This is a genomic window from Psychrobacter sp. SCQQ22, assembly GCF_015864605.1.
Taxonomy (GTDB): Bacteria; Pseudomonadota; Gammaproteobacteria; order Pseudomonadales; family Moraxellaceae; genus Psychrobacter; species Psychrobacter fozii.
This window is the reverse complement of record NZ_JADYWZ010000001.1, coordinates 597,692-620,441: the sequence shown is the minus strand read 5'-3', so window position 1 is coordinate 620,441 and position 22,750 is coordinate 597,692. Positions and strand designations below refer to the sequence as shown.

Annotated in this window: 16 protein-coding genes; 7 read left to right on the top strand and 9 right to left on the bottom strand. The window is 41.5% G+C overall.

All coding sequences use genetic code 11. The features are described 5' to 3' along the window. Nucleotides 1-15: 15 nt before the first annotated feature. Nucleotides 16-3,585 carry a hybrid sensor histidine kinase/response regulator gene (locus I6E84_RS02565; RefSeq protein WP_197215891.1) on the bottom strand — a complete coding sequence of 1,190 codons (3,570 nt, stop codon included), beginning with the start codon at nucleotides 3,583-3,585 and terminating at the stop codon, nucleotides 16-18. Between the two features lie 530 nt (nucleotides 3,586-4,115). Here I6E84_RS02565 and cysM point away from each other — a divergent pair. From cysM to I6E84_RS02535, 6 genes are all read left to right on the top strand, one after another. Further along, the gene (gene cysM, locus I6E84_RS02560; RefSeq protein ID WP_413786925.1) at nucleotides 4,116-5,087 is read left to right on the top strand and encodes a cysteine synthase CysM; all 972 of its coding nucleotides are present in this window, start codon (nucleotides 4,116-4,118) and stop codon (nucleotides 5,085-5,087) included. 107 nt (nucleotides 5,088-5,194) lie between these two features. Then, nucleotides 5,195-6,019, top strand: a complete 825-nt coding sequence (locus tag I6E84_RS02555; RefSeq protein WP_110921733.1) for a 3'-5' exonuclease — start codon at nucleotides 5,195-5,197, stop codon at nucleotides 6,017-6,019. A gap of 73 nt (nucleotides 6,020-6,092) precedes the next feature. Further along, on the top strand, nucleotides 6,093-7,634 hold the full coding sequence (gene rlmD / locus I6E84_RS02550) for a 23S rRNA (uracil(1939)-C(5))-methyltransferase RlmD (RefSeq protein WP_197215890.1): 1,542 nt from the start codon (nucleotides 6,093-6,095) through the stop codon (nucleotides 7,632-7,634). A gap of 487 nt (nucleotides 7,635-8,121) precedes the next feature. Then, complete coding sequence (locus tag I6E84_RS02545; RefSeq protein ID WP_197215889.1) at nucleotides 8,122-10,674, top strand: RelA/SpoT family protein; 2,553 nt, start codon at nucleotides 8,122-8,124, stop codon at nucleotides 10,672-10,674. Nucleotides 10,675-10,728: 54 nt separating this feature from the next. Then, a complete protein-coding gene (gene mutM / locus I6E84_RS02540) occupies nucleotides 10,729-11,667 on the top strand; it encodes a bifunctional DNA-formamidopyrimidine glycosylase/DNA-(apurinic or apyrimidinic site) lyase (RefSeq protein WP_197099847.1) in 939 nt (312 codons plus the stop codon). Between the two features lie 280 nt (nucleotides 11,668-11,947). Next, entirely contained in the window at nucleotides 11,948-12,388 is a 441-nt protein-coding gene (locus tag I6E84_RS02535; RefSeq protein WP_110921737.1) for a hypothetical protein, read from the top strand. A gap of 129 nt (nucleotides 12,389-12,517) precedes the next feature. Here I6E84_RS02535 and mscL read toward each other — a convergent pair whose 3' ends face one another. The 3 genes from mscL to I6E84_RS02520 all read right to left on the bottom strand — a co-directional run bounded on the left by mscL (nucleotide 12,518) and on the right by I6E84_RS02520 (nucleotide 16,734). After that, the gene (mscL, locus tag I6E84_RS02530; RefSeq protein ID WP_110921738.1) at nucleotides 12,518-12,970 is read right to left on the bottom strand and encodes a large conductance mechanosensitive channel protein MscL; all 453 of its coding nucleotides are present in this window, start codon (nucleotides 12,968-12,970) and stop codon (nucleotides 12,518-12,520) included. 279 nt (nucleotides 12,971-13,249) lie between these two features. Continuing rightward, on the bottom strand, nucleotides 13,250-15,100 hold the full coding sequence (gene typA, locus I6E84_RS02525; protein WP_110921739.1) for a translational GTPase TypA: 1,851 nt from the start codon (nucleotides 15,098-15,100) through the stop codon (nucleotides 13,250-13,252). Nucleotides 15,101-15,456: 356 nt separating this feature from the next. Further along, nucleotides 15,457-16,734: an OmpA family protein gene (locus tag I6E84_RS02520; RefSeq protein WP_110921740.1), complete on the bottom strand. Its 1,278-nt coding sequence runs from the start codon at nucleotides 16,732-16,734 to the stop codon at nucleotides 15,457-15,459. A 704-nt stretch (nucleotides 16,735-17,438) separates the two neighbouring features. On the opposite strand from I6E84_RS02520, the gene I6E84_RS02515 reads away from it, so the two are divergent. Then, a complete protein-coding gene (locus I6E84_RS02515) occupies nucleotides 17,439-18,032 on the top strand; it encodes a GspH/FimT family pseudopilin (protein WP_197215888.1) in 594 nt (197 codons plus the stop codon). A gap of 177 nt (nucleotides 18,033-18,209) precedes the next feature. On the opposite strand, the gene recO is transcribed toward I6E84_RS02515, so the two are convergent. From recO to lepB, 5 genes are all read right to left on the bottom strand, one after another. Next, nucleotides 18,210-18,998 carry a DNA repair protein RecO gene (gene recO, locus I6E84_RS02510; protein WP_197215887.1) on the bottom strand — a complete coding sequence of 263 codons (789 nt, stop codon included), beginning with the start codon at nucleotides 18,996-18,998 and terminating at the stop codon, nucleotides 18,210-18,212. A gap of 56 nt (nucleotides 18,999-19,054) precedes the next feature. After that, nucleotides 19,055-20,020, bottom strand: a complete 966-nt coding sequence (era, locus tag I6E84_RS02505; protein ID WP_110922195.1) for a GTPase Era — start codon at nucleotides 20,018-20,020, stop codon at nucleotides 19,055-19,057. A 374-nt stretch (nucleotides 20,021-20,394) separates the two neighbouring features. Beyond that, entirely contained in the window at nucleotides 20,395-21,192 is a 798-nt protein-coding gene (gene rnc, locus I6E84_RS02500; protein WP_197215885.1) for a ribonuclease III, read from the bottom strand. 101 nt (nucleotides 21,193-21,293) lie between these two features. Then, nucleotides 21,294-21,686 (bottom strand): DUF4845 domain-containing protein, encoded by a 393-nt coding sequence (locus tag I6E84_RS02495; protein WP_110921743.1) that lies wholly within the window; start codon nucleotides 21,684-21,686, stop codon nucleotides 21,294-21,296. 134 nt (nucleotides 21,687-21,820) lie between these two features. After that, on the bottom strand, nucleotides 21,821-22,723 hold the full coding sequence (gene lepB / locus I6E84_RS02490; RefSeq protein ID WP_197099844.1) for a signal peptidase I: 903 nt from the start codon (nucleotides 22,721-22,723) through the stop codon (nucleotides 21,821-21,823). Nucleotides 22,724-22,750 lie beyond the last annotated feature (27 nt).

Genomic DNA, 22,750 nt, shown 5'->3' with positions numbered 1-22,750 from the left:
TATCTTATTGTTCGGTTAGATCATTTTCCACGTCATATCATTTTCACTTAAACGATGATAATTAAGCTGAGGATAGCCAGATAAATCTAGCATCTGCAAATTATTTAACGCTGCTATTAACCCTTCATAATACGGCTCAAGCATAGCAAACTGAGCGGGAGTCGTATGCTGCACATTCAATAAGCATTTATCTTCTAGGTCTTGACTGGCCTGACGTAACTGCGGTACACCTGTATAACGACTGCCACCTAATATGCGATGGGCAATTTGCGCTAGCATGTTACGATCCCCAGTTGCCCATGCCTGAGTTAATGCCTGCTTTTCATCATTTATGGTGTCAAGCATCATAATAATGAGCTTGGCAGCCAAATCAGGTTTATTCGCTGAGCGATTGAGCGCGTCTTGCCAATCTAGAATATTTGAAGCGTCAATATCGTTAGCCCCAACATGACCATCATGTAGGTTATGTTTACTGGGATAATTATTGCCGTCTAGACCCTTTCTGCTTTGTTCATATGCTGCCGAATCTGTACGAGCGCTTACTTCGTCATGGGAACTACCTGTCAGTTTATTTGGTGCAGATAGTAGTGGTACTTGTCCATGTTTGTTTAAGTGTAATCCTTCATAACGAGGCTGAGTCTCACGCGGTGGTTCTCGTCTATGATCGTCACGAGGCTGACTATCTCGCAGGTAGTCATCACGAATTTTCTTCAATGATAAAGGGCGAGTAATCTTTTGCGGATTTACGCTATCAGATACGCCATCTCTAGTAATCCCATTACTTTTTGACATAGAACTTGTCGTGACAGTCGAATCAGCAGGCCAAGTTGACTGATTTTCAATATCTCTATTTTGCCAATCACTAAATTGAGCGTTATTGCTTATCGAGTGACCGATTACCGGATCGATAGCGCCTAAGCCCTGTTCTGACAAATCACTTTCATTCAAACCAATACCTTGTAAATCAGTGTCAGGCAGCAGCATCGATTCTGATGTTGTTGTACGTCCAAGCCATTTCTGTAGTACTTGCAGTAACTGCGGCTGACTAATAGGCTTACCAACATAGTCGTTGATGCCACTGGCAATGAGCTTGTCACGCTCGTCAGCCAATCCATGTGCCGTCAGAGCAATGATAGGAATACGGTTATCATCACTCTCAATATTACGAATTTGGCGGGCTGCCTCATGCCCTGACATGCGCGGCATTTGAATATCCATAAAGATTAAATCAATACTGCCTTTATCCTGAGTAGCCGCTTTATCTTCAGTATTTGCCTCTTCATAAAGCGCACTGTTTGATTTTTTATTCACCTCATCGCGAGCTTCTGCTTTAGATATCTGGGTTTTATTTGACAGACTTTGCTTGTCATTTTTCGATGATTTAGTATGTTTGGTTTGTTGCTTACTGATAATTTCTATGGCGTCAAAACCACTACTCGCTGTCACCACTTGAATACCCAGCTCGCTCAGCAAAGCATCTAGCACCAGTAAGTTGGGTAGATGGTCATCGACTGCCAGTACCGTCACCCCTTTCCATCGTGGCTCTTGCAGGCTTTTTGCAACACTGCGTTTCTGCGTATCTAGCATGGCATAGAGCTGCCTTTTATCTAATGGCTCATACAATATGTTGGCGTGATAGCGATTTAAGAGCGCTTGGTCGGCCGCCACTTGGTAGCCAAACACGGCAAGCTTGCCCTGATAATGTAGACGAATTTGTTTTAGCAGTGCCATCATGTCGTCTTGTGTATCATCATCAACGATGACCCAATCCCAATAATTGCCGCGTTCTTTTAATGACTCGAGCACGCCGGGTAATGAGTTCGCTTGAGTAAGGGTAATCGGCAAATACTGTAAGCTGGCTTTGAGCACTTGAATAGATGCCGTATGATTAATCCATACCAGTACATTAAACTCATCGGTCTCACTCGCCAGCGGCGCCAAGACTGGTAGCTCAATCGTCTGACCAGTAGCGGCTTCTAACACATCGACATGTGCTGGCATACGAAACCAAAACGTTGCGCCTTGATTGGCAATATTCTCTTGTGCATTATCATGAAAACCGATATCACCGCCCATCAATCGCGTGAGCTGCTTAGAGATGACCAGACCCAACCCTGTACCGCCGTATTGACGGGTAATTGATGGGTCGCCTTGGCTAAAGCTCTGGAACAGCATTTTCTGATCTTCTAGAGAAATGCCTTTGCCACTATCCTGTACACTAATCATTAGGTAGTTGTCGCGATGATCATCCAAGCTAACACGCACCACCACATCACCGCTATCGGTGAACTTAATCGCATTGCCCACGATATTGGTCAGTACTTGCTTGAGACGCAGAGCATCACCGTTGATACGCATCGGCACATCATTATAAAACAGCACGGCCATGCGCAAACCTTTCTCTGCTGAGACTGGAGACAGCATATCAACCACATCATAGATGGTGTCATAGAGATCAAACTCATGGCGATCGAGTACCAGTTTCCCCGCTTCAATTTTGGAGAAATCTAAGACGTCATTGACCAGTGCAAGTAAATGCGCAGAAGACTTACGTATGGTTTGCACATACAAATCTTGCTCAGGGTTTAACTCACCATGACGTGCTAGCAGATTAATAAAACCATCGATACTATTAAGAGGTGTACGCAACTCATGGCTGATATTGGCCAAGAATGCTGACTTGGCTTGGCTGGTTGAGATAGCCGCATCACGCGCATTACGAATAGAGATGTTTTGCATCTCCATCTCATCAAATGCCAAACGCAAATCGTCTTCGGTTTGCTCAGCATGATCTTTAAGCTCTTGAAAGCTCATATGCAAGCGGCGCAACGTCCTAACCAAATCTTGCTGTAGCAAGTTCAGCTCTCCATCCGACTCAACTGGAATGGGATAATATAGGTTATCGACATGGGTACGCTGTAGCTGTAATCGCAGCTCGTAGATAGGTGCTATCCAGCGCTTTGAATAAATATTTAAACTAAGTAATAGAATTAGAATAGTGAATAAGCCCGTAATCACTAACGCCATAGCAATACGATAACGCGCAATATACAGCGGCTCATTGTCCATATCGACAAGCAACCACAATCTTTGCCCTTCAAACTCACCCAACACACTGCCATAAGCCGTACCAATAGGCGTTAGTTCTTGCGATAAAAACTTTGCTTTGGTATCTATTGCAGGCCACGATTCATTTAATCCATAACCGACTGCTGCGAGTACTTGATTGTTTTCATCAATAATGGCTATGCGCTGTACGTGCTGCTCAGACTGCATACGACCCAATTTATCTTGGATATCTTCTAGCTTGGTAATCACAGTTTGCGGCGTGTTACCTACATGAATTTCACTGATGTCTTGATTGCGCTCTTGCTCTAACAGTTCAGGAATGAGGTCTTCAATCACTGGTGTATAGCGAATCAGCACGGCCTCAGCCAAGACGCCTTGCTCTGAATTACTGGCACGCATGGTTTCATAAAACACCAAAATACCGCCGACAGCAGCCAACACACAAATTGGTAAAAACACCAATATGATTAATTGGTCATACGCACTGCTAGTATCAAAACGTTTTTTGTATGCCATGCTATCGTCACTCTCTACTGGGATTTTTGCTATGTATCGCCTATTCTCTATAAACTGGATACGGTATCAGTCTCGCTTAGTCTACTACTTGTAGTACTTTCACTCGGCTTTCTAGTATCTAAATTATATTGAACTGACGATATCAATAGCAGCGGCAAGCTATTTTGCCTAAGAATAAACTTTATAAATATCTCAGCTATTTTAACAGCATTTATAGGTGTCAATCTTATCATCGATGATATGGCTAATGATTGATGCCGCAACTGTCTTTTAACTGTCTAGCTATTTCTAGACACCACTCATTTACCAAAATCTGCTGATGCCATCAGCGTAGCCAAAAACAAAATGATATAATGACGCAACTTTCTACCGGTTGCTATTTTTTTGTGATTGTCACAATACAATCAACTACGAAATCATTAGCTTACCTTGATAGTAACCGTATTAACATCTTGACTCAAAAACTAAAATTATATTTAAGAAATACACTATTATTCAAAAATCAATTTTAAAATTAATAAGGATACTTTATGTCCGCTCCGGCTATGTTAAAGGCTAACTATATTACTCAAGTGACGACGCTAGCTGATTGCGTCGGTCAAACGCCGTTGGTTAAATTGCAACGTCTACCTGAGACAGAGCAGTTAACCAATGGCGCTGCGTTATTGGCCAAGCTTGAGGGTAATAACCCTGCTGGCTCTGTCAAAGACCGTCCTGCTTTTAACATGATTTATCAAGCAGAACAGCGTGGTAACATCAAGCCTGGCGACATGTTAATTGAAGCGACTAGCGGTAATACGGGTATTGCCTTAGCCATGGTCGCGGCGATGCGTGGCTATCCAATAACACTGCTGATGCCAACCAACTCAACCCAAGAGCGTAAAGATGCCATGATTGCCTATGGTGCAACGTTAATCGAGGTTGATGAAGGGATAGAAGCAGCACGTGATTTGGCATTGCAAATGCAGACAGCGGGTGAAGGCATTGTATTAGATCAGTTCAACAACCCTGATAATAGTCAGGCGCATTACCTCACCACAGGGCCTGAACTGTGGGCGCAAACTGAAGGTAAAATCACGCATTTTATTAGCTCAATGGGCACTACTGGTACTATCACAGGTGTCTCACGATATCTGAAAGAACAAAATCCTGATATCAGAATCATCGGCTTGCAACCTGATGAAGAAGCTGCGATTGCAGGTATCCGTCGTTGGCCTGCCGCTTACATGCCTGGTATCTTCGATGCGGACTTAGTCGACGAAGTCATGGATATTAATCAGCGTGTCGCAGAAGTCTATATGCGCAAACTGGCCAAAACTGAAGGCATCTTCGCAGGCGTTTCTTCAGGGGCAGCGGCATGGGCAGCAGTACAGGTCGCTAAAGAAAATCCTAATGCCATTATTGCCTTTATCGTATGCGATCGTGGTGACCGTTACTTATCAACAGGTTTGTATAACGTTGTTGACAGCGATGTCGATGATAGCAGCCTAGAAGTTAAGTAACGAACAGACAACGCTGCTCAATATCGTTGGTTCAATTTAAGAGAGATTAATGCTGTCACTCTTATATGTTGGATTGACGATAAATTGATAAATAGTCAGGATTAACTATGTCACAAGCTCGACCTTCCGACCCTATACTGGTTTTTAATATCGAGACTGTCGCCGATACGGATGCGGCGCGCCGTATCTATCCGCAGTTGGCTGAACTCAATGATGCGGATACGCTAAGTGCTTTGACAGCTATCCGTATGCAAGAAGCTGGGCACGACTTTATGCGCCTGCCATTACAGCGTATTGTCTGTATTTCTGCTTTATATATTAAAGACGGCAATTTTTCATTGTTTTCGTTGACTGCAGATAAATTTAGCGAAAAAGACATTCTCACTAAATTCGTTCGAGCATTCAGCGATCTTGAAAAACTACCGCAACTGATCAGTTGGAACGGCTCAGGTTTTGATATCCCTGTGTTGATATATCGCGCCATGCAGTACGATTTGTCAGCGCCATGGTTATTTGAAGAAGGCGATCGCATCAAAAACATGCGCTTTGATAACTATATTAACCGCTTCCACACTCGTCATCTTGATTTGATGGACAGGTTTAGTCAGTACGGTGCCAGCCACCGCGAAGCCATGGATATTGTCGCAAGCCTTTATGGCCTACCCGGCAAAACTAATATTGATGGCAGCATGGTTGGTGACCTGGTTACTAATGAGGATTGGCAAGCGCTATCCATCTATTGCGAGTCTGACGTCATGAATACGTGGCTTATATATCTGCGCTGGTTGCGTCTAACGGGGCAACTGTCCTCACAAGACTTTGATAGTTGGCAGCAGCAGAGCTATGACTATTTAGTAAAACATACCCAAGCAGATGGCAGCATACGTCATCAAGCCTTCATAGCTGACTGGTCATCTGCACCCAACTCATAAAAATACCGCATTTTAAGCAGTCACTTTTACTTTTATTTCTTTGTTATTTATCATTTATTATTAAGGCAGGTTTATGCAACCCACCGATTCAAAAACGTCTATAGCATCTGACGCAGTGCCACAAACTGACGATAGACAATCCATCGTCGTTCCACCAAATAAGAAAAAATCTAAGCCATCATCAAAAACACGTCGTCGCCTAAAAGATGCAGAACCGATTCCTTTTACCATCGATAGATTGTCGCATGATGGTCGCGGTGTTGCTATCTATGGCAATGGTTTTGGGGTTGACGATGGTCATGCTGAAGACAAGCATGGCAAAACAACCTTTGTCAGTTTTGCGCTGCCAGGTGAAAGCGCATTGGTCAAAATCACCAATAGCCGTGCCAGTTTTGAGGAAGGCGATGCAGTCAGCATCACTGCCAACCCAAATCCTGAACGTACTGTACCACCCTGCCCTCATTTTGGCGTTTGCGGTGGCTGTAACTTGCAACATTGGCAGCCAGAAAGTCAAATTAGCTTTAAGCAATCTGTACTAGCCGAGATGCTTATACACCAAGCCAATGTAGAGCCTGATAACTGGCTTGCCCCTGTGGTTGGTGATCGCCTTGGCTATCGTACCAAAGCACGTCTGGGTGTGCGTTATGTCACCAAAAAAGAAACGGCTTTGGTTGGTTTCCGTGAGCGCTCAAGTAACTTTTTAGCGGAGTTAAATGAGTGTCATATCTTAGACCCACGCATTGGTTTTGAGATTGAAAACTTAAAATCCTTGATCAGCACGTTGGAGAGTCGTAATAAGATTGCCCAGCTTGAATTGGCAATGGGTGAGCAAGTACCTGAGCTACCAGATGGCAATCAACCTGTTGCCCTTATTGTGCGTAACTTAGAGCCATTATCAGACGGTGATGTAGAAAAGCTAAAAGTATTTTTTGCGGCACGTAATTGGCAGTTATATCTACAGTCTAAAGGGGCTGATAGTATCCAACGTATTGCATTGACGGATGCGGATGACATGAGCCAGCAGTTTGGACGTCTGTATTACCAATTGCCAGAGTACGATCTGACCTTTGAATTTATCCCGACTGACTTCACTCAAGTCAATCTATCTGTGAATCGTCAAATGACCAAACTCGCTTGCGATTTATTAGACCTAAAAGCAGGTGAACGCGTGCTAGACTTATTTAGCGGCTTGGGTAACTTTAGCTTACCACTTGCGCGACTCGTCGGTGAGACAGGTTCCGTAGTCGGCGTGGAAGGAAGCGAAGCCATGACCGCACGCGCAGCAGATAATGCACGTCGCAATGGTATAAACAATACTGAGTTTTATAGCCAAGATTTGACACATGATTGCACTGATAAGCCTTGGGCTAACCAAGGGTTTGATGCGCTACTGATTGATCCACCGCGCTCTGGTGCTTGGGAGATTATGCAGTATTTGCCGAAATTTAATGCTGAGCGAATAGTTTACGTTTCTTGTAATCCTGCGACACTTGCACGTGATACAAAAGCGCTGCTAGAACAAGGCTATCGTCTAACACATGCTGGCGTGATGGATATGTTCTGCCATACTGGCCATGTTGAGTCTATCGCTCGCTTCGAAAAAGTGGCCGTTTAATCTCTTGCTTCTTAAGTGAGCTACTGAGCGTGCAAAATAGCTGTGTTTATATAGTCAATTCAATTTGAAAGTAGTGCAAGGCAATCGAGTGTCGGCGTATATTAAATACGTCAAGCGAGGTCAACGCAGTAATACTTCTATAGTGGAATAACTATAGCAGTTTACACTCATCCAAAATCTGGATGCAGCAGCGTTAATAAATAACAGTTATTTATCCTGATTAACAGCAGACATTACATAGCCTTGCTTGATTTGTCATCTCAAAATGGGATAATAGTAAACAACTTTTCTATGTTTAGAAAATCAGAACTTAGTAAACGTTCATACTCATAGCTTTATATATTTTACACGCATTTTCTAGCTGCTAAAAATCACTTTTTAGCAGTCGTATTGGTTTATATCTAATACTTTATGAAAGTACAAATTTGAAATGTGTGTACAGTAGACGGGGTTATACTCAATTCAAAATAGCTAAGAGGAGTCGGCTATGGTAAAAATTCGTGAAGGATTACCGCTAGTGGATGGACAGACCACACAAGCCGATAGTGCAACGCTTGCAGCCCAGCTGGTTGCGAGCCAACGCTCTCATCAGTCTGCCAATAGCTATGCCCAAATCCCGCTCGATATCAAATACCAGCTAGCAACTCATAAGCTACACACCACTTTTGATCGCTCAGCCTTACATGCTTTTCATAGCCATGATCCAAAGCTTGAGAACGAGTATTCTGATAATCCGCTGTTGGATGATAACAATACGCTCTCTGAAGTAGAAATTGAAGCTATTGACTTAGATCAGGTTAATATCGACGTCCCCACTTGGCTAGACAATGTGGCCAAACGTATTGGTCAAGACTCTGTCCCTAACCTGCATGCTGCTTGTGAATTTATTCGCAATCATATGAATACTAGCGAGTCTGAACGCTCAGGCGCTTATGTCACTGGTATTGGTATGACCGACATATTGACCTATCTTTATCAAGATGAAGATGCACTTGTTGCTGCCATGCTCTATCGCAGTGCGCGTAAATCTATTATTAGTCTCGCTGAGATAGAAAAAAACTTTGGGTCTGATATATCCACCTTAGTCAAAGATGCCTTGGCAATGGGTAAGCTGTCTGAGATTATCGAGAGTAATAAGCGCTTAGAAGATCACTTCGTGAACAATCAGCGTGACCAGCTATCCAATATTTATAGCATGCTCATCTCTGTCACTAACGATGTACGCGTCGTACTGATTAAGCTGTCTGAGCGTACCTTTGCCATGCGTGAGCTGACTTTCTCTAGTGTAGCTAGGCAAAATCGTGTCGCACGTGAAGTCATGACTATCTACGCCCCGTTAGCGCATCGACTGGGCATCGCACAACTAAAATGGGAACTTGAGGATTTAGCTTTTCGCTATCTTGCGCCTGATCGCTACAAAGAGATTGCTAAGCTACTATCCGAAAAACGCAGTGAGCGTGAGTCCTATATTCAGCGCGTGCAAAACAAACTCAATGAAGCGTTAGCAGAAGCCAACATCGAAGGTGAGGTTTCTGGGCGTGTCAAACATATCTATTCGATTTACCGAAAAATGAAGCTCAAAGGCTTATCATTCGATCAGCTTTATGATATTCGTGCATTGCGAGTACTGGTTACCAACCCTTCAGACTGCTACCACGTCTTAGGTTTGGTCCATGGATTATGGCGTTATATCCCTGAACAGTTTGATGACTATATCACCAATCCAAAATCTAACGGGTATCGCTCGCTACATACTGCTGTGATTGCGAAAAACAAATCTCTTGAAGTACAGATTCGTACACATGAGATGCATTTTGAAGCAGAGCTTGGCATGTGCGCGCATGTTAACTACAAAGAAGGTTTGAAGAATAAAAAAGATAATTACCTTAATCAAAGAATCAGCTCTCTGCGTCAGCTCTTATCTATTAATAATGAAACACGCAATCAGCTACGGTCATCGTCGTTAACAGGTGAGGATCTAGATGAGATAGAACTCGACGAAGAAGAACAACTCGTTGATTTTGATGAGCTAGAACGTATTTATATCTTCAGCCGTGATGGTGATATTACCGAATTACCAAAAGGTGCGACCGTTCTTGATTTTGCTTACTACGTGCATACTCAAGTTGGCAATCGTGCGCAAGCTGCTCGAGTCAATCAACGCTATGTACCGCTCACCTATCAGCTCAAAACGGGTGAACAAGTTGAAATCATCACTAAGGCATCACGTGAACCTAATCGCGATTGGCTGGTTGCCTCGCTCGGTTATATTCACACCAACCGTGCACGCTCGAAATTAAGACAATGGTTTAACAAACAAGACCGTGATAAGAATATTGAGATTGGTCGTCAAATGCTCAGCAAAGAGCTGGAACGACTATCGGTACATCCAAACAGTATCGATTTGAACGATTATCTTCAGCATTTCAATGCCAATACTACCGATGATATTATCGTCGGACTGGTCACCGGTGATATCGGTCTAAACCAGTTAACCAGCCATATCTCGCGACAGCTACATCTAGAGCCTGAAAGGCCTCCTGAAGACTTTATACCCAGTGTAGATAATAGAGACACTGGCAAACTTGATGCCTATAAGATTCACGTTGACGGTCTGGATAATATTGAAGTTAATTTAGCAGGTTGCTGTCACCCTGTACACGGTGAGCCAATTGCTGGTTACATTACTTTGTCACGAGGGGTCAGTGTCCATAATCGTGGCTGCCCTGAGTATTCGCGTCTCATCGAGCGAGACCCTGAGCGTGCGATAGAAGCCGCTTGGCGAGTACAATCTGGTCGTTATCAACCGGTTGACATCCATGTAGAGGCTTATGATAGACGAGGGCTATTGCGTGACTTGACACAAATTATTGATAAAGAAAACGTCAATATTCGTCAGGTTCAGACACTTAGTAATGACGATAATATTGCCTTTTTGAAATTTCATATTGAAGTTTCGGGACTGGCTCATTTGTCTAAGCTCTTGGCTAAGTTAGAGCAACAGCATGGCATCTTGCATGCTCGCCGCGCCGTCGTTTAAATACAAGCCTAGCTATACATATCCATTTAATCATAAAGTTGCCATAGAAATATCATGCCTGAATTGCCTGAAGTAGAAACGACCAAAACTAGCCTAGCGCCATTACTAGGGCAACAGGTTATCGATGTAAAAATATTCCAGCCGAAGTTACGCTGGGCGATGCCCGATGACTTAGATATCTTGGTTAATTTCACACTAGATAGTGTCGAGCGCCGAGCAAAATATTTAATACTGAACTTTTTACCTGCGTCATCTAATGATAGTAGCTCAGTGGCGCAATCTAATAAGCTAGCACCTCGACAGCTTTTAGTTCATTTAGGCATGTCAGGTAGCTTACAGCAGCATAGTTATGGCACGGATAAACGCAAGCACGACCATTTAGTAATAGTGTTCAATAATGCTGATAATACCAAATCCCAGCTACACTATTATGACCCAAGACGATTTGGCTCGGTATTATGGTATCAAGATTATAGTGCCAAGCTATTGGACCACCTAGGTCCTGAGCCACTTTCAGATGAATTTACTGCGGACTATCTATACCACTTGATTCAACGTACAAGCGTATCTGGTGAAAACGCCGAGTCCACAGTCACAAATAAAGCTAAATCAAAAAAGCAACCTATCTCCCGCCCTATCAAGTCAGTTATCATGGAACAGCAAGTGGTAGTAGGTGTAGGGAATATCTATGCCACAGAAAGCTTATATTTATCAGGCATCCACCCGGCCACACCTTCTCATCAACTATCGTATGATCAGATTGTCATTTTAGTTGATCACATTAAAGTTATCCTAAAAAAAGCGATAGCACTTGGCGGTTCGACACTACGAGATTTTACCGTTGCTAGCGGTCAAACAGGTTACTTTCAGCAGACACTAAACGTTTACGGTAGACAAGGTGAAGCGTGTCCACATTGTCAGACAACACTTGAGAATATCAAGCTTAATGGCCGAGCCAGTGTCTTTTGCCCTAGTTGTCAACCAATGGGTTAACCATAATTTTCAGTAATTTTACCTACCCGTTTCGATCTACAATCAACAGCGTAGTAATTTCATTTGAATGTCTTATATTTTTTCATTCAAACCAGCATATCATGCGCATTTTTGTTGCTTATTAACGCACATCTTGCTTTAATAGTAATAACACTTACATAAATAGTGCATACGGTTTATTTATCTGTAATATTTAGCTTACCTATCGCTGCGAGGATATTTTTTTGTAGAAATATCAGCAGCCACTAATCATACCAATTGTGAATTTTAGGATATCGTTATGACTGTTAAAGCCAAGAAACAACGCACAGTTAAGCAAAAAGCTTTTACTGTTGCTACCAGCTTAAGTCTGTTGGTCGCTAGCATGCAGCCAGCCTTGGCCGCAATAGAGATTGATGAAACTGACTTTGGGCCTTCCTATGGAACCATGGTTGCGGATGCTACCGTAGGTAAGCCTCTTCAACTGGTCGGTGCCGTTGCTGGTACTGCACTCTACCTTGTTAGCCTGCCTTTCTCCCTAATCGGTGGTAACGCAGATCAAGCGCAGCAGAAGCTATTCGTCGAGCCTTGGGATGCGATGGGCCGTTGCTTAGGTTGCTCTGTTGCTGAAGACAACTATTATAAGTCACAAGCAAATGATAACAACCTTGTGCGTATCGTCGTCGACCAACCATCAGAAATTTTAATCAATACAAACGACTACGTAATCGTTAATCCATAAGCAGTTATTTTTAAGTATATTGCATTATAATATATAGATACTAAATCTAATTTGTTTGTAAATTGACAATAAAAAAGGCTAACGCGACGTTAGCCTTTTTTATTGTTTTATTCACTACATTAAATGACTTTATTTAGAGATGTCAGTATTACTTAACTTGGCACTAATTTCACGAAGTAATAGTACCTCTTCCGAAGGTTCCACAATGGCCTCTACCACTTCTTCTACTTCTTGAGCACGGCGCATTTTATTTACCGTTCTGACCATCATAAAGATAATGAACGCTAAAATTAGGAAGTTAATAAGCACCGTAATAAAGTTACCGTATGCTAATACTGGAACACCCGATTCTTTAAGTGCGTCATAGGTCATAGCAATACCTTCAGGTGCGTCCCCTAATACTAAGAACATGTTCTTAAAGTCAATTTCGCCACCGAATATAAAGGCGACGATAGGCATGATAATGTCTGCCACGAGAGAAGTTGTGATGGTTGCGAAAGCACCACCAATGATGACACCAACTGCTAGGTCCATCACATTACCTTTTAACGCAAACTCTTTAAACTCAGATACCATACTCATTATTTTTCCCCAAAATTTATCTATAAACAGATATAACTGTCTAGTTATCGCCACAATTGGCTTTAATAGTAATTATTGAATATATTAATATGACTATTCATTCTGTCTCTATTTTTGCAAAATTACAACACAAAAAAAAGCAGTATAAAGTGAAGCACTATTCGCTCACCTTATACTGCTAATTTTTTAACGGCTTCAATGTCAGAAAATCTTTACTGACATTGAATTTCAGCGTCAAACATCAATGATATGAATTACTAAGTAACCCACTTATTGATATTAAGCACCTTTTTTACCACGGCCGTGACGCTTACGCTCACTTTCAGTCAAGTAACGCTTACGTAGACGAATCGCTTTAGGGGTTACTTCAACCAATTCGTCATCTTGGATGAATTCAAGTGCTTGCTCAAGCGTAAACTTAACTGCTGGCGTCAACGTCAATGCTTCATCAGTACCACTAGCACGTACGTTGGTTAGCTGTTTAGCTGTCGTTGGGTTAACAGTCATGTCATCGTTACGAGAGTTCAGACCGACAATCATACCTTCGTAAACTTCAAGCTGTGGCTCAGCAAATAACTTACCACGTTTTTGAAGGTTAAATAGTGCAAAGCCTAGGCAAACACCTTTAGCCATAGAAACCAATACACCATTAGAGCGACCACCAACATCACCGATCTTTTGCGGACCGTAATGTGAGAAGCTAGAAGTCATGATACCGCTGCCTGAAGTCAGAGTTAAGAACTCAGAACGGAAACCAATCAGACCACGAGCAGGAATAGTCGCTTCAATACGCATACGACCTTTACCATCAAGTTCCATGTTAGTCATCTCGCCTTTGCGTAGACCAACTTGCTCCATGATAGAACCTTGATGCCCGTCTTCAATATCGAACACAACGTTTTCATACGGCTCTTGTAACTTACCATCAACTTCTTTAACGATAACTTCTGGGCCTGAAACACCCATCTCAAAACCTTCACGACGCATGTTTTCGATAAGTACAGATAAGTGAAGCTCACCGCGACCTGATACTTTAAATTTATCAGGAGACTCTGTGTCTTCTACACGTAGTGCTACGTTATGAATCAATTCACGCTCAAGACGCTCACGAATATTACGTGACGTCACAAACTTACCATCACGACCAGCGAACGGTGAGTTGTTTACTTGAAAATTCATTGATACGGTAGGTTCATCTACCGTTAGTGCTGGTAATGCTTCAACATTAGCTGGATCACAAATCGTATCTGAGATATTAAGTGCGTCAATACCAGTGATACAAACGATATCACCAGCTTGTGCATCTTCAACATCAATACGATCAAGACCATGATAGCCCATGATTTTTAGAATACGGCCATTACGCGTGTTGCCATGCTTGTCAATGACAGTTACTTGCGTGTTCAATTTAACTTTACCACGCTGGATACGACCAATACCGATAACACCAACAAAGCTGTTGTAGTCAAGGCTTGAGATTTGCATGCGGAATGGTGCATCTGCATCAACCTGTGGAGCCTGTACAACATCAACGATAGTTTTGAATAGTGGCGTCATATCATCAGCTAAATTATCAGCTTCTAAACCTGCAACACCGTTCAATGCTGATGCATAAACAACTGGGAAATCAAGCTGCTCATCAGTCGCACCTAGGTTATCAAACAAATCAAAGATTTGATCCATTACCCAATCAGGACGCGAACCAGGACGGTCAATTTTATTGATAACAACAATAGGCTTTAGACCTTGCTCAAATGCTTTTTGCGTTACAAAACGAGTCTGAGGCATTGGACCATCAACAGCGTCAACAACTAGTAATACGCAGTCAACCATTGACATAACACGCTCAACTTCACCACCGAAATCGGCGTGACCTGGGGTGTCAACAATGTTGATACGGTATTCTGTATCTACAGTTTGATCTGTCCAGCGGATAGCTGTGTTTTTAGCCAAAATAGTAATACCACGTTCTTGCTCAATATCGCCTGAATCCATTGCACGTTCAGCAACGTTTGCACGGTCGCCAAAAGTACCAGACTGATGTAATAACTTATCAACCAAAGTTGTTTTACCGTGGTCAACGTGGGCAATAATTGCAATGTTACGCAGGTGTTTGATATCGTTCGCCATATAAAATGCTCGTTTCGTCTTAAAAAATGCAGTAGCAGTAAGCGCCGCCGGATAAACCTTTATCATCAACCAGATAGATATTGAATACTTACTTTTAGACGACTGCACCATAAGTGCTGTTAATCAAATAATTTCAATATAATCAAGAATCTACACTGATAAATTCATCATACAGATAGCTATGCTAATGTACATTCTGTCAATTTACAGAATGTTTGGGCAGCTAGTATAACATTATTGATTCATAAATTTATGTAATAACTCACTTTTCTCAATACATAAACAAAAAAAAAGCCACCCAGTGGGTAGCTTTTTTTGTAATTATATATTTAATCACATAACCAATTGGCTATTACTTATTGAACAACCATGTCTTTAGTTTGTTCAACAGTCATTGTTTTGTCACCAGTGATGATGGCATAAACACGACGGTTCATAGCACGACCTTCTTCAGTGTCGTTTGGAGCGATTGGGTTGTCATAACCATAACCAACAGTTGATAGACGGTTTGGAGCGATACCGAATTCGTTAGTTAGCATAGATTTAACCGCAACGGCACGAGCTTCAGACAGACGTTGGTTGTAACGTGCTGAAGGACCAGTTTTAGAAGCATGACCTTCTACGCGTGCTACAGAGTTAGGATACTCACGCATCTTCTCTGCTACTTTAGCGATTTCTGGCTGGTACTGAGTTTTGATAGCTGATTTATCGTTATCAAAGAATACACGTAGTTCCATTTTCAGTTCATCAGTAATATCTACTGGTACTGGGCAACCGCGCTCATCTACTACAACGTTCATTGGAGTGCCTGGGCATGCATCGATGCTATCAGGTACGCCATCACCATCAGAATCAAGATCAGATTCAACTACTACTACTGGAGTAGTGTCAACCATTGGCTCTTGCATTGGCGGTACTGCTACTGTAGGTGCTAGATGGCCACCAAGTACAACTTCTAGACCGGCCAAAGCCATGCCTTCCCACCAGTTGTTATCAAAGTTATGAATCGCACGAGCTTCACCACGTAGGCTTAAAGCATCGTTGATACGATACATAGCACCTAGACCTAGGTTACCGATAGTATCTTTAGAGCTTGATACTTCAGTACCAGCAGTAACTGTTTCGCCAGTTACATCAGAAACATAAGTTTCTTGGTTTTCTACTTTGATCTTAGATTGACCAGCACCAACCAATACATATGGCTTGAATGCGCTATCAGTATAACCAGTAAACTCTTCAGTACCGATTAAGAAGTTACCAGAAAGCATGGTTTGTTCAACATCAAAACGATTAGCACCAGATTTAGCTGAATCTTCAGAAGCTTCGCCATTAGCATTTGATACACCATACTCAACTTGGAACTGAGTAGAAGGAGTAAGCTCGATACCTAGAGCAGCACCAGTATATAGGCTACTTTCTTTAGCTACGCCGCCGTTAGAGTTGCCATCACGATCCGTGTTTTCTTGCAAGTTTTTGCCGGTACGAAGGATATCACGCTGCTTGTCAGCTGTATCACTGATATCATCAGTAACATGGTAACCTAGTAATAATGGGCTAATCGTTACACCAGCGTTAGCAGCTAAAGGTGCTGCTGCTACTGCAACCAATGCTAGAGCTATTTTATTCAATTTCATGGACTTCCTCCAAAGGATAATTTTAGTGATGCATTAAGCAAAACCGTTTCTCAAGATGCTTCAAATAGACATCTTTTACGAATTTCAAGTGACAAAGCAAAACCAATTAAGGAGTAGCTTAGCGATTATCGATTCAGTTTACAACTTTTTTCGTTAAGGAGCTACACATTATTACACGATAATGTTGTAACTAAAACACAATAGCTTGCTGGAGTTACCTAGAACTAACACGCCTTACGCATTCTATCTTTTGTGTGTTAGCTTCCCATAGATAGTAAACCTAATAGCACCTATTGCCTGAGTATATTTTAATACGACAAGCAATTTTTCTCTATTATTAAAACCTGTCATTCACTAATTGAAACAAATTTTGACAGTAGACATATATTCTGTATATATTAGGATAGCCAACATTATTCTGCATATGTGAAATCCCAACCTATTTTTAAGTCTTTATGCGATCAAGATACTAAAGCTACATGCTCTTATAAGGTCTTTCTAAAATACTTGAACAGCCAATGATAAAAAGCGAGATTGTTTTATTGAAATAAGTTACTCACTATAGGTAATAAGACCTTATGACACTGCTATATAGAATATTATCAAGTTATAGAAAGCTATTTGCGTTTTTATCACTTTTATTGATATTGATTCAGTATAAACACGTCCATAAGAGATTTATCTTTTTCGTAATGCGACTTCATATGTCGTTTTCTGACAAATCCACGTTTGATAAAGTCACAACAAAGACAAACATCTTTAAAGATAGACAAGGTTTTACGCTTGTCGAGCTTATTTTTACCATCGTTATTTTAGGGATTCTGGTGGCGATTGCCGTGCCATTCATACAAACACAATTAGCACATATGGAAGCCAAGCGTATTAAGGGTCAGTTAGAAAGCTCGCTGACTCTAGCGAAGGCTGAGAGTTATATTAGAAGGCAGAATGTGATTGTCTGTTTATCTGATAGTGGAGGTCGCTGTAACCGGGATAGCGACACAACATTATTGCTCTTTATAGACGAAAATAATAACAAGCATTTTGATAACCAAATAGATTCCCTACTCTCTCAGCAGCCCTTAAACCCTAAATACAGTAAGCTAAGTTTAAGAGTGGGCGCCAGACGCCATTACACCAAGTTTTGGGGTGATAGTGGTAAGCCTCGAGGACACTTTGGACATATAAAATACTGTCCAACCGTTGACTATAATAAGACCACGTATCTTATATCGTTTAGTCAAACAGGCCATATAAAGCAGAAACTTAATGAAAACCACCCTACCAAATGCGATAGCTAGTCAGCTTGGCATACGACGCCTTTTAGTAATTTTGACGTATAGCTCATCTACAACAGAGATACACTTAGAACAAGGGGTAAGTCGTTCCCTAATCACATTTCTAAAACAATATGTGAGATAGCCTGTGTTTTGAGGGAAACAACTTTTATAGATAATATGACACAACGAGCATCTTAACTATTGATAACGTTGCTGCTGCTGCCATAATAAACGACTTTGCAATGGTTGATAATCGAGCAAGTGATCGATGAGGTGTCGATATAGTTTTGACCAATGGTTCAGAGTCACTTTAGTAATACCCAACTCTGCCATTCTTATCAATTCAGCACCCATGAATACAGTTTTCATAGTTGTGCTTTCTAAGGTACTTTCTAAATGTTCAAACTGTGACTCATTCTGTAAGACAGGCATAAATCCCACATCAGGTAAAAAACGATAAGAACAATCCGGTTCGATAATATCTTGGACACTATCGTGGGTCAAAATTAAGCTAAAACCCAACTCGTTAAATAAGTGAGACTCAAATTGGCGCAGACATAATCTTAATTCATCGGCATCTAAAGGCTGTCTAAGCTGATGTAGACTGTCTTGATAATGCTGCCACAATATGGGCATAGGATCTTCAGTAGGTAACAACCGCCACAAGATTTCATTTAAGTACAGAGCAGAGTATTGCTGCTGGCCAGTGATATTTCCATAAGGCACTGACTCTAGGGTAGCAGCGATATTATCCTTATCTTCTATACTTCTTGAAGTGTCAATTTGTGACGTGATATTGATTTGACTGAACGTCTTTAAATCACGTTTGCCGTTAGCAAAGAGTTGTAACGGCATAAATAATGGCGCGCCTTTTTTCCCAATACCATGTATCACACCATGCTGCTGAGAAAACAAATAGTATAAAGCGCGCTTTTCCTGATAGGGACGCTGATGTAATAAGTAACCGACTAGCGCTTCATTACGCATTTTTTATTACCTTAGCATTTAGCACGTAAAGAAACTTTCAAAATGCTAATGTCTAATTAATACCCCAAACTGGTCAATGCACGTTCATCATCAGACCAACCACGCTTCACTTTCACCCATAGTGTGAGCATAATTTTTTTATCGAAAAGCTGCTCCATATCTTTACGAGCATCCATACCAACCTGCTTGATACGTTGTCCTTTGTCGCCAATGACAATCGCTTTTTGACCACTACGCTCAACATAAATAGTCGCATCGATAAAAGTACAAGCTTTACGTGGGCGACCTGTCTTTGGATCAGTATGTGCAGGCTCATCTTTAAATGCATCAATTTGTACCGTTAAATCATATGGTACTTCGTCGCCCGAACTACGCATGATTTTTTCGCGGATAATCTCACTGGCTAAAAAACGCTCTGATCGATCGGTAATTTGTTCAGTATCATAAATAGGTGCCGCGACTGGTAGATGTGACGCAATCACTTCTTCTAAGCGGTCTAGATTCTGATTTTTTAGAGCAGATACAGGCACAATGTCAGCAAAATCAAAACTGGCATTAAAAGTCTCGATAAGTGGCAATACACTGCCTTTATCTTTTAAGGTATCTGATTTATTAATGACCAATACTACAGTTAAATCAGTCTCACCGAGCTTCTGCAAGGTCAACAAGTCATCGTCACGCCACTGGTCTGAATCAACAACGAATAGTACCAAATCAACATCTACTAATGCAGATACGGCGGCTTTGTTCATACGCTCATTGATAGCACGCACTTCATTACGATGAATACCTGGTGTATCTACAAATACGGCCTGCATCTCATGATTTGACAGAATGCCGTGAATACGATGACGAGTCGTTTGCGGTTTACGTGATGTGATAGACAGCTTTTGACCTAACAAGTGATTCATTAGTGTCGATTTACCGACATTTGGACGTCCCACAATAGCAACATAGCCAGTTTTAAAGTTATCAGCCATACCTTTATGGCTGCTAGGCGAAAAGAACTCTTCAATCGCCATATCGTTTTCTGACGTAATATCTTCTGAGTGATCGATACCGTCGTTCGTTATATCAGTATTATCTTGGCTTAAGTTGATATCTTTTTTTTCAGTCATATTTTCGGCGTTATCTTCATTATTTGAGGGCAAATCAGTATGATTGCTCATAGGGTAATCCTGTAGGTTTTATAACCAGTCAAACGGTACTTAATGATGAATTGGTTTTATCAGCACTAAAAAAGGGAAACCGTTGTCGGTTGGGAAGTATTTGAGGTTTGAAAGTATGTGACGTTTGAAAGAAAGCAAATCAGCAGTTTTTCAAACGTCACTTAATATGGGTCGTCAGTTTAAAATTGCGTTGGTAGTAAATCGCTAAATGTTAGTTAGTTATTTAGTTATGTACGCTTTTTAACTGAGCCTGGAAGTTTATGCAACTGGTTGATCATAAGCTCTGCTGCTTTTTGCTCAGCGATACGGCGGCTCTCACCAGATTCAGTAATATCAGGGCAATTATTGATATTAACGTGGCAACGTACAACAAATATTTGATACGGTGCATTACCACGTGTTTCCATTAGCTCGTAATGTGGCAAGTCAAACTGCTTAGATTGAAGCCACTCTTGTAGACGACTTTTTGCATCTTTTAATGCTTTGCGATCATTGACGTTATCAATCAAATCTCCATACCAAGAGAGCACACAATCTCGCGTAATATCCATATCTTGACTGTCTAAATATATAGCCCCTATCAGAGACTCTACTGCATCTGCCAATATAGAAGCACGATTTCGACCACCGCCTTTCCTCTCGCCCACTCCTAGTATAAGGTGATTAGAGAGCTCTAAGTTTTGCGCAATGATGACCAGTGACTCTTGGCGTACTAACGTTGCACGCATACGAGTTAATCGACCTTCATTTTGGCTAGGATAGCGATGATATAAAGCCTCACCGACAATCATACCTAGTAAGGCATCACCTAAAAACTCTAAACGCTCATAGTTTTTCTTGCTATCAAACGAGCGATGCGTCAATGCAAGTTTCGGAAGGCTCAAGTCGTTGAACACATAGCCCAACTTACGCGTTAATACCGCTAGCCGCTGAATGAATTCTGAGCTAACAACAAGCGTGTCGACAGACGTGCTATTTTGTTGAGGAGTAGGAACCGCTTGGGAATGCTGCGAAGTTGGTTTCATGCGTGGCTTGTGGTTATCCCTTCTGTTTTACGAATTTAGTCATAATATCTATCGACTAAGGTTATAAGGAAAATTTAAGAGGATATTAACACCTCTTTCAATTACTCTGCTGCTGCCATATCAATATCACCTTCAAAACGATTGACGATATCAATATTGCTAAAGAAATTATTGGTTATTGCATATTGCTTGTAGATGGCTAACTGACCGGTTTTTTTATCAGTAAAAGTAAAAACCTCTTCTGCGGTAGTGTTATAGTCAGCATTAATAGATAACTGTCTATTAACGCGTTCAACAAACTGTTTAGCAGTTTCATTGTTATTATTTGACTCTAGGAGCTGTGCACTTAAGGTTTTGGTCAATTGATAATCACCAATCTGAGCTGGCACGATAGCAACGGTCAATTTAGCAGCAATGCCCAACACCATAATGATGAACACGATGCTTGTCACACTAGCGCCTCGCTGCGTGGCCAATCCAGATAATTGCTGCATTATTGTATTCCTCTATCTATCGATAACTTGCTATTGTAGTAAATACCTAAATATTAGGTATCCGTTAATTAGATAGCAACAATATTAGCACAAAACTATTATCGAAAAATCAACCAATAGAGATTCTTACCATCTTAATTAATAGCACCATTGCGTTGGAAAGTTGGTAAGTTAAGTCCTGGTGGCTTATGCATCCAAATATAAACTGCTTTGCCCGCTAAGTTCTCATCAGGTACAAATCCCCAAAACCGACCATCCGCACTACGGTCACGGTTATCACCCATGACAAAATAATGACCTTCTGGCACATTGATACGCCATTCCGTCCCTTCTGAGCTAACCACTTCTGGTGACTGCTGCTGTAGAAAGGGTGCGTACTGAGCACTGTTCATACCAGTCAAGTAGCGAACAAGATGCTTGTTCTCACCTGGCGTCTCTTCAAAGTACTGCGCCTCACCTTCTTCTTGCTGACCCATCGCAGCTGCACTTTCTTCGGTCAGCTCTTGTCCTGGAGCAATTTGTCCAGGCAGATAAAGCTGTGAAGTCAATTCAGCACTTGCCGAAAAATCTACTGGCTGAGTATCAATCGGAACATCATTAATCGCAAGTACACCTTGATCGTAGCTGACAGTATCACCAGGTAACCCAATCACACGCTTAATATAATAAATACTAGGATTTTCAGGGTAGCGAAATACAGCGACATCACCATGCTCAGGTGATCCTGTATCCAATATTTTATTATAAGTTAGCGGCAGTCTTACACCATAAGAATACTTGTTTACAGCAATAAAATCGCCCGTATATAGCGTCGGTACCATAGAAGATGATGGAATATTGAAAGGCTCAATCAAGAATGAGCGCACAATCAATACCACTGCCAATACAGGGAAAAAATCATAAGCCCAGCGTACTAGTAAGCCTTCTTGACCACGCCCACGAGTTTTACGTTGTTTGAGTGCCAATTTGTCTAATAGCCAAACAATACCCAAAACGACGGTTAATGGCACTAAAATTAAATTAAAATCAAAATCCATACTAGTTTGCCTATTAACGAGCTGCTG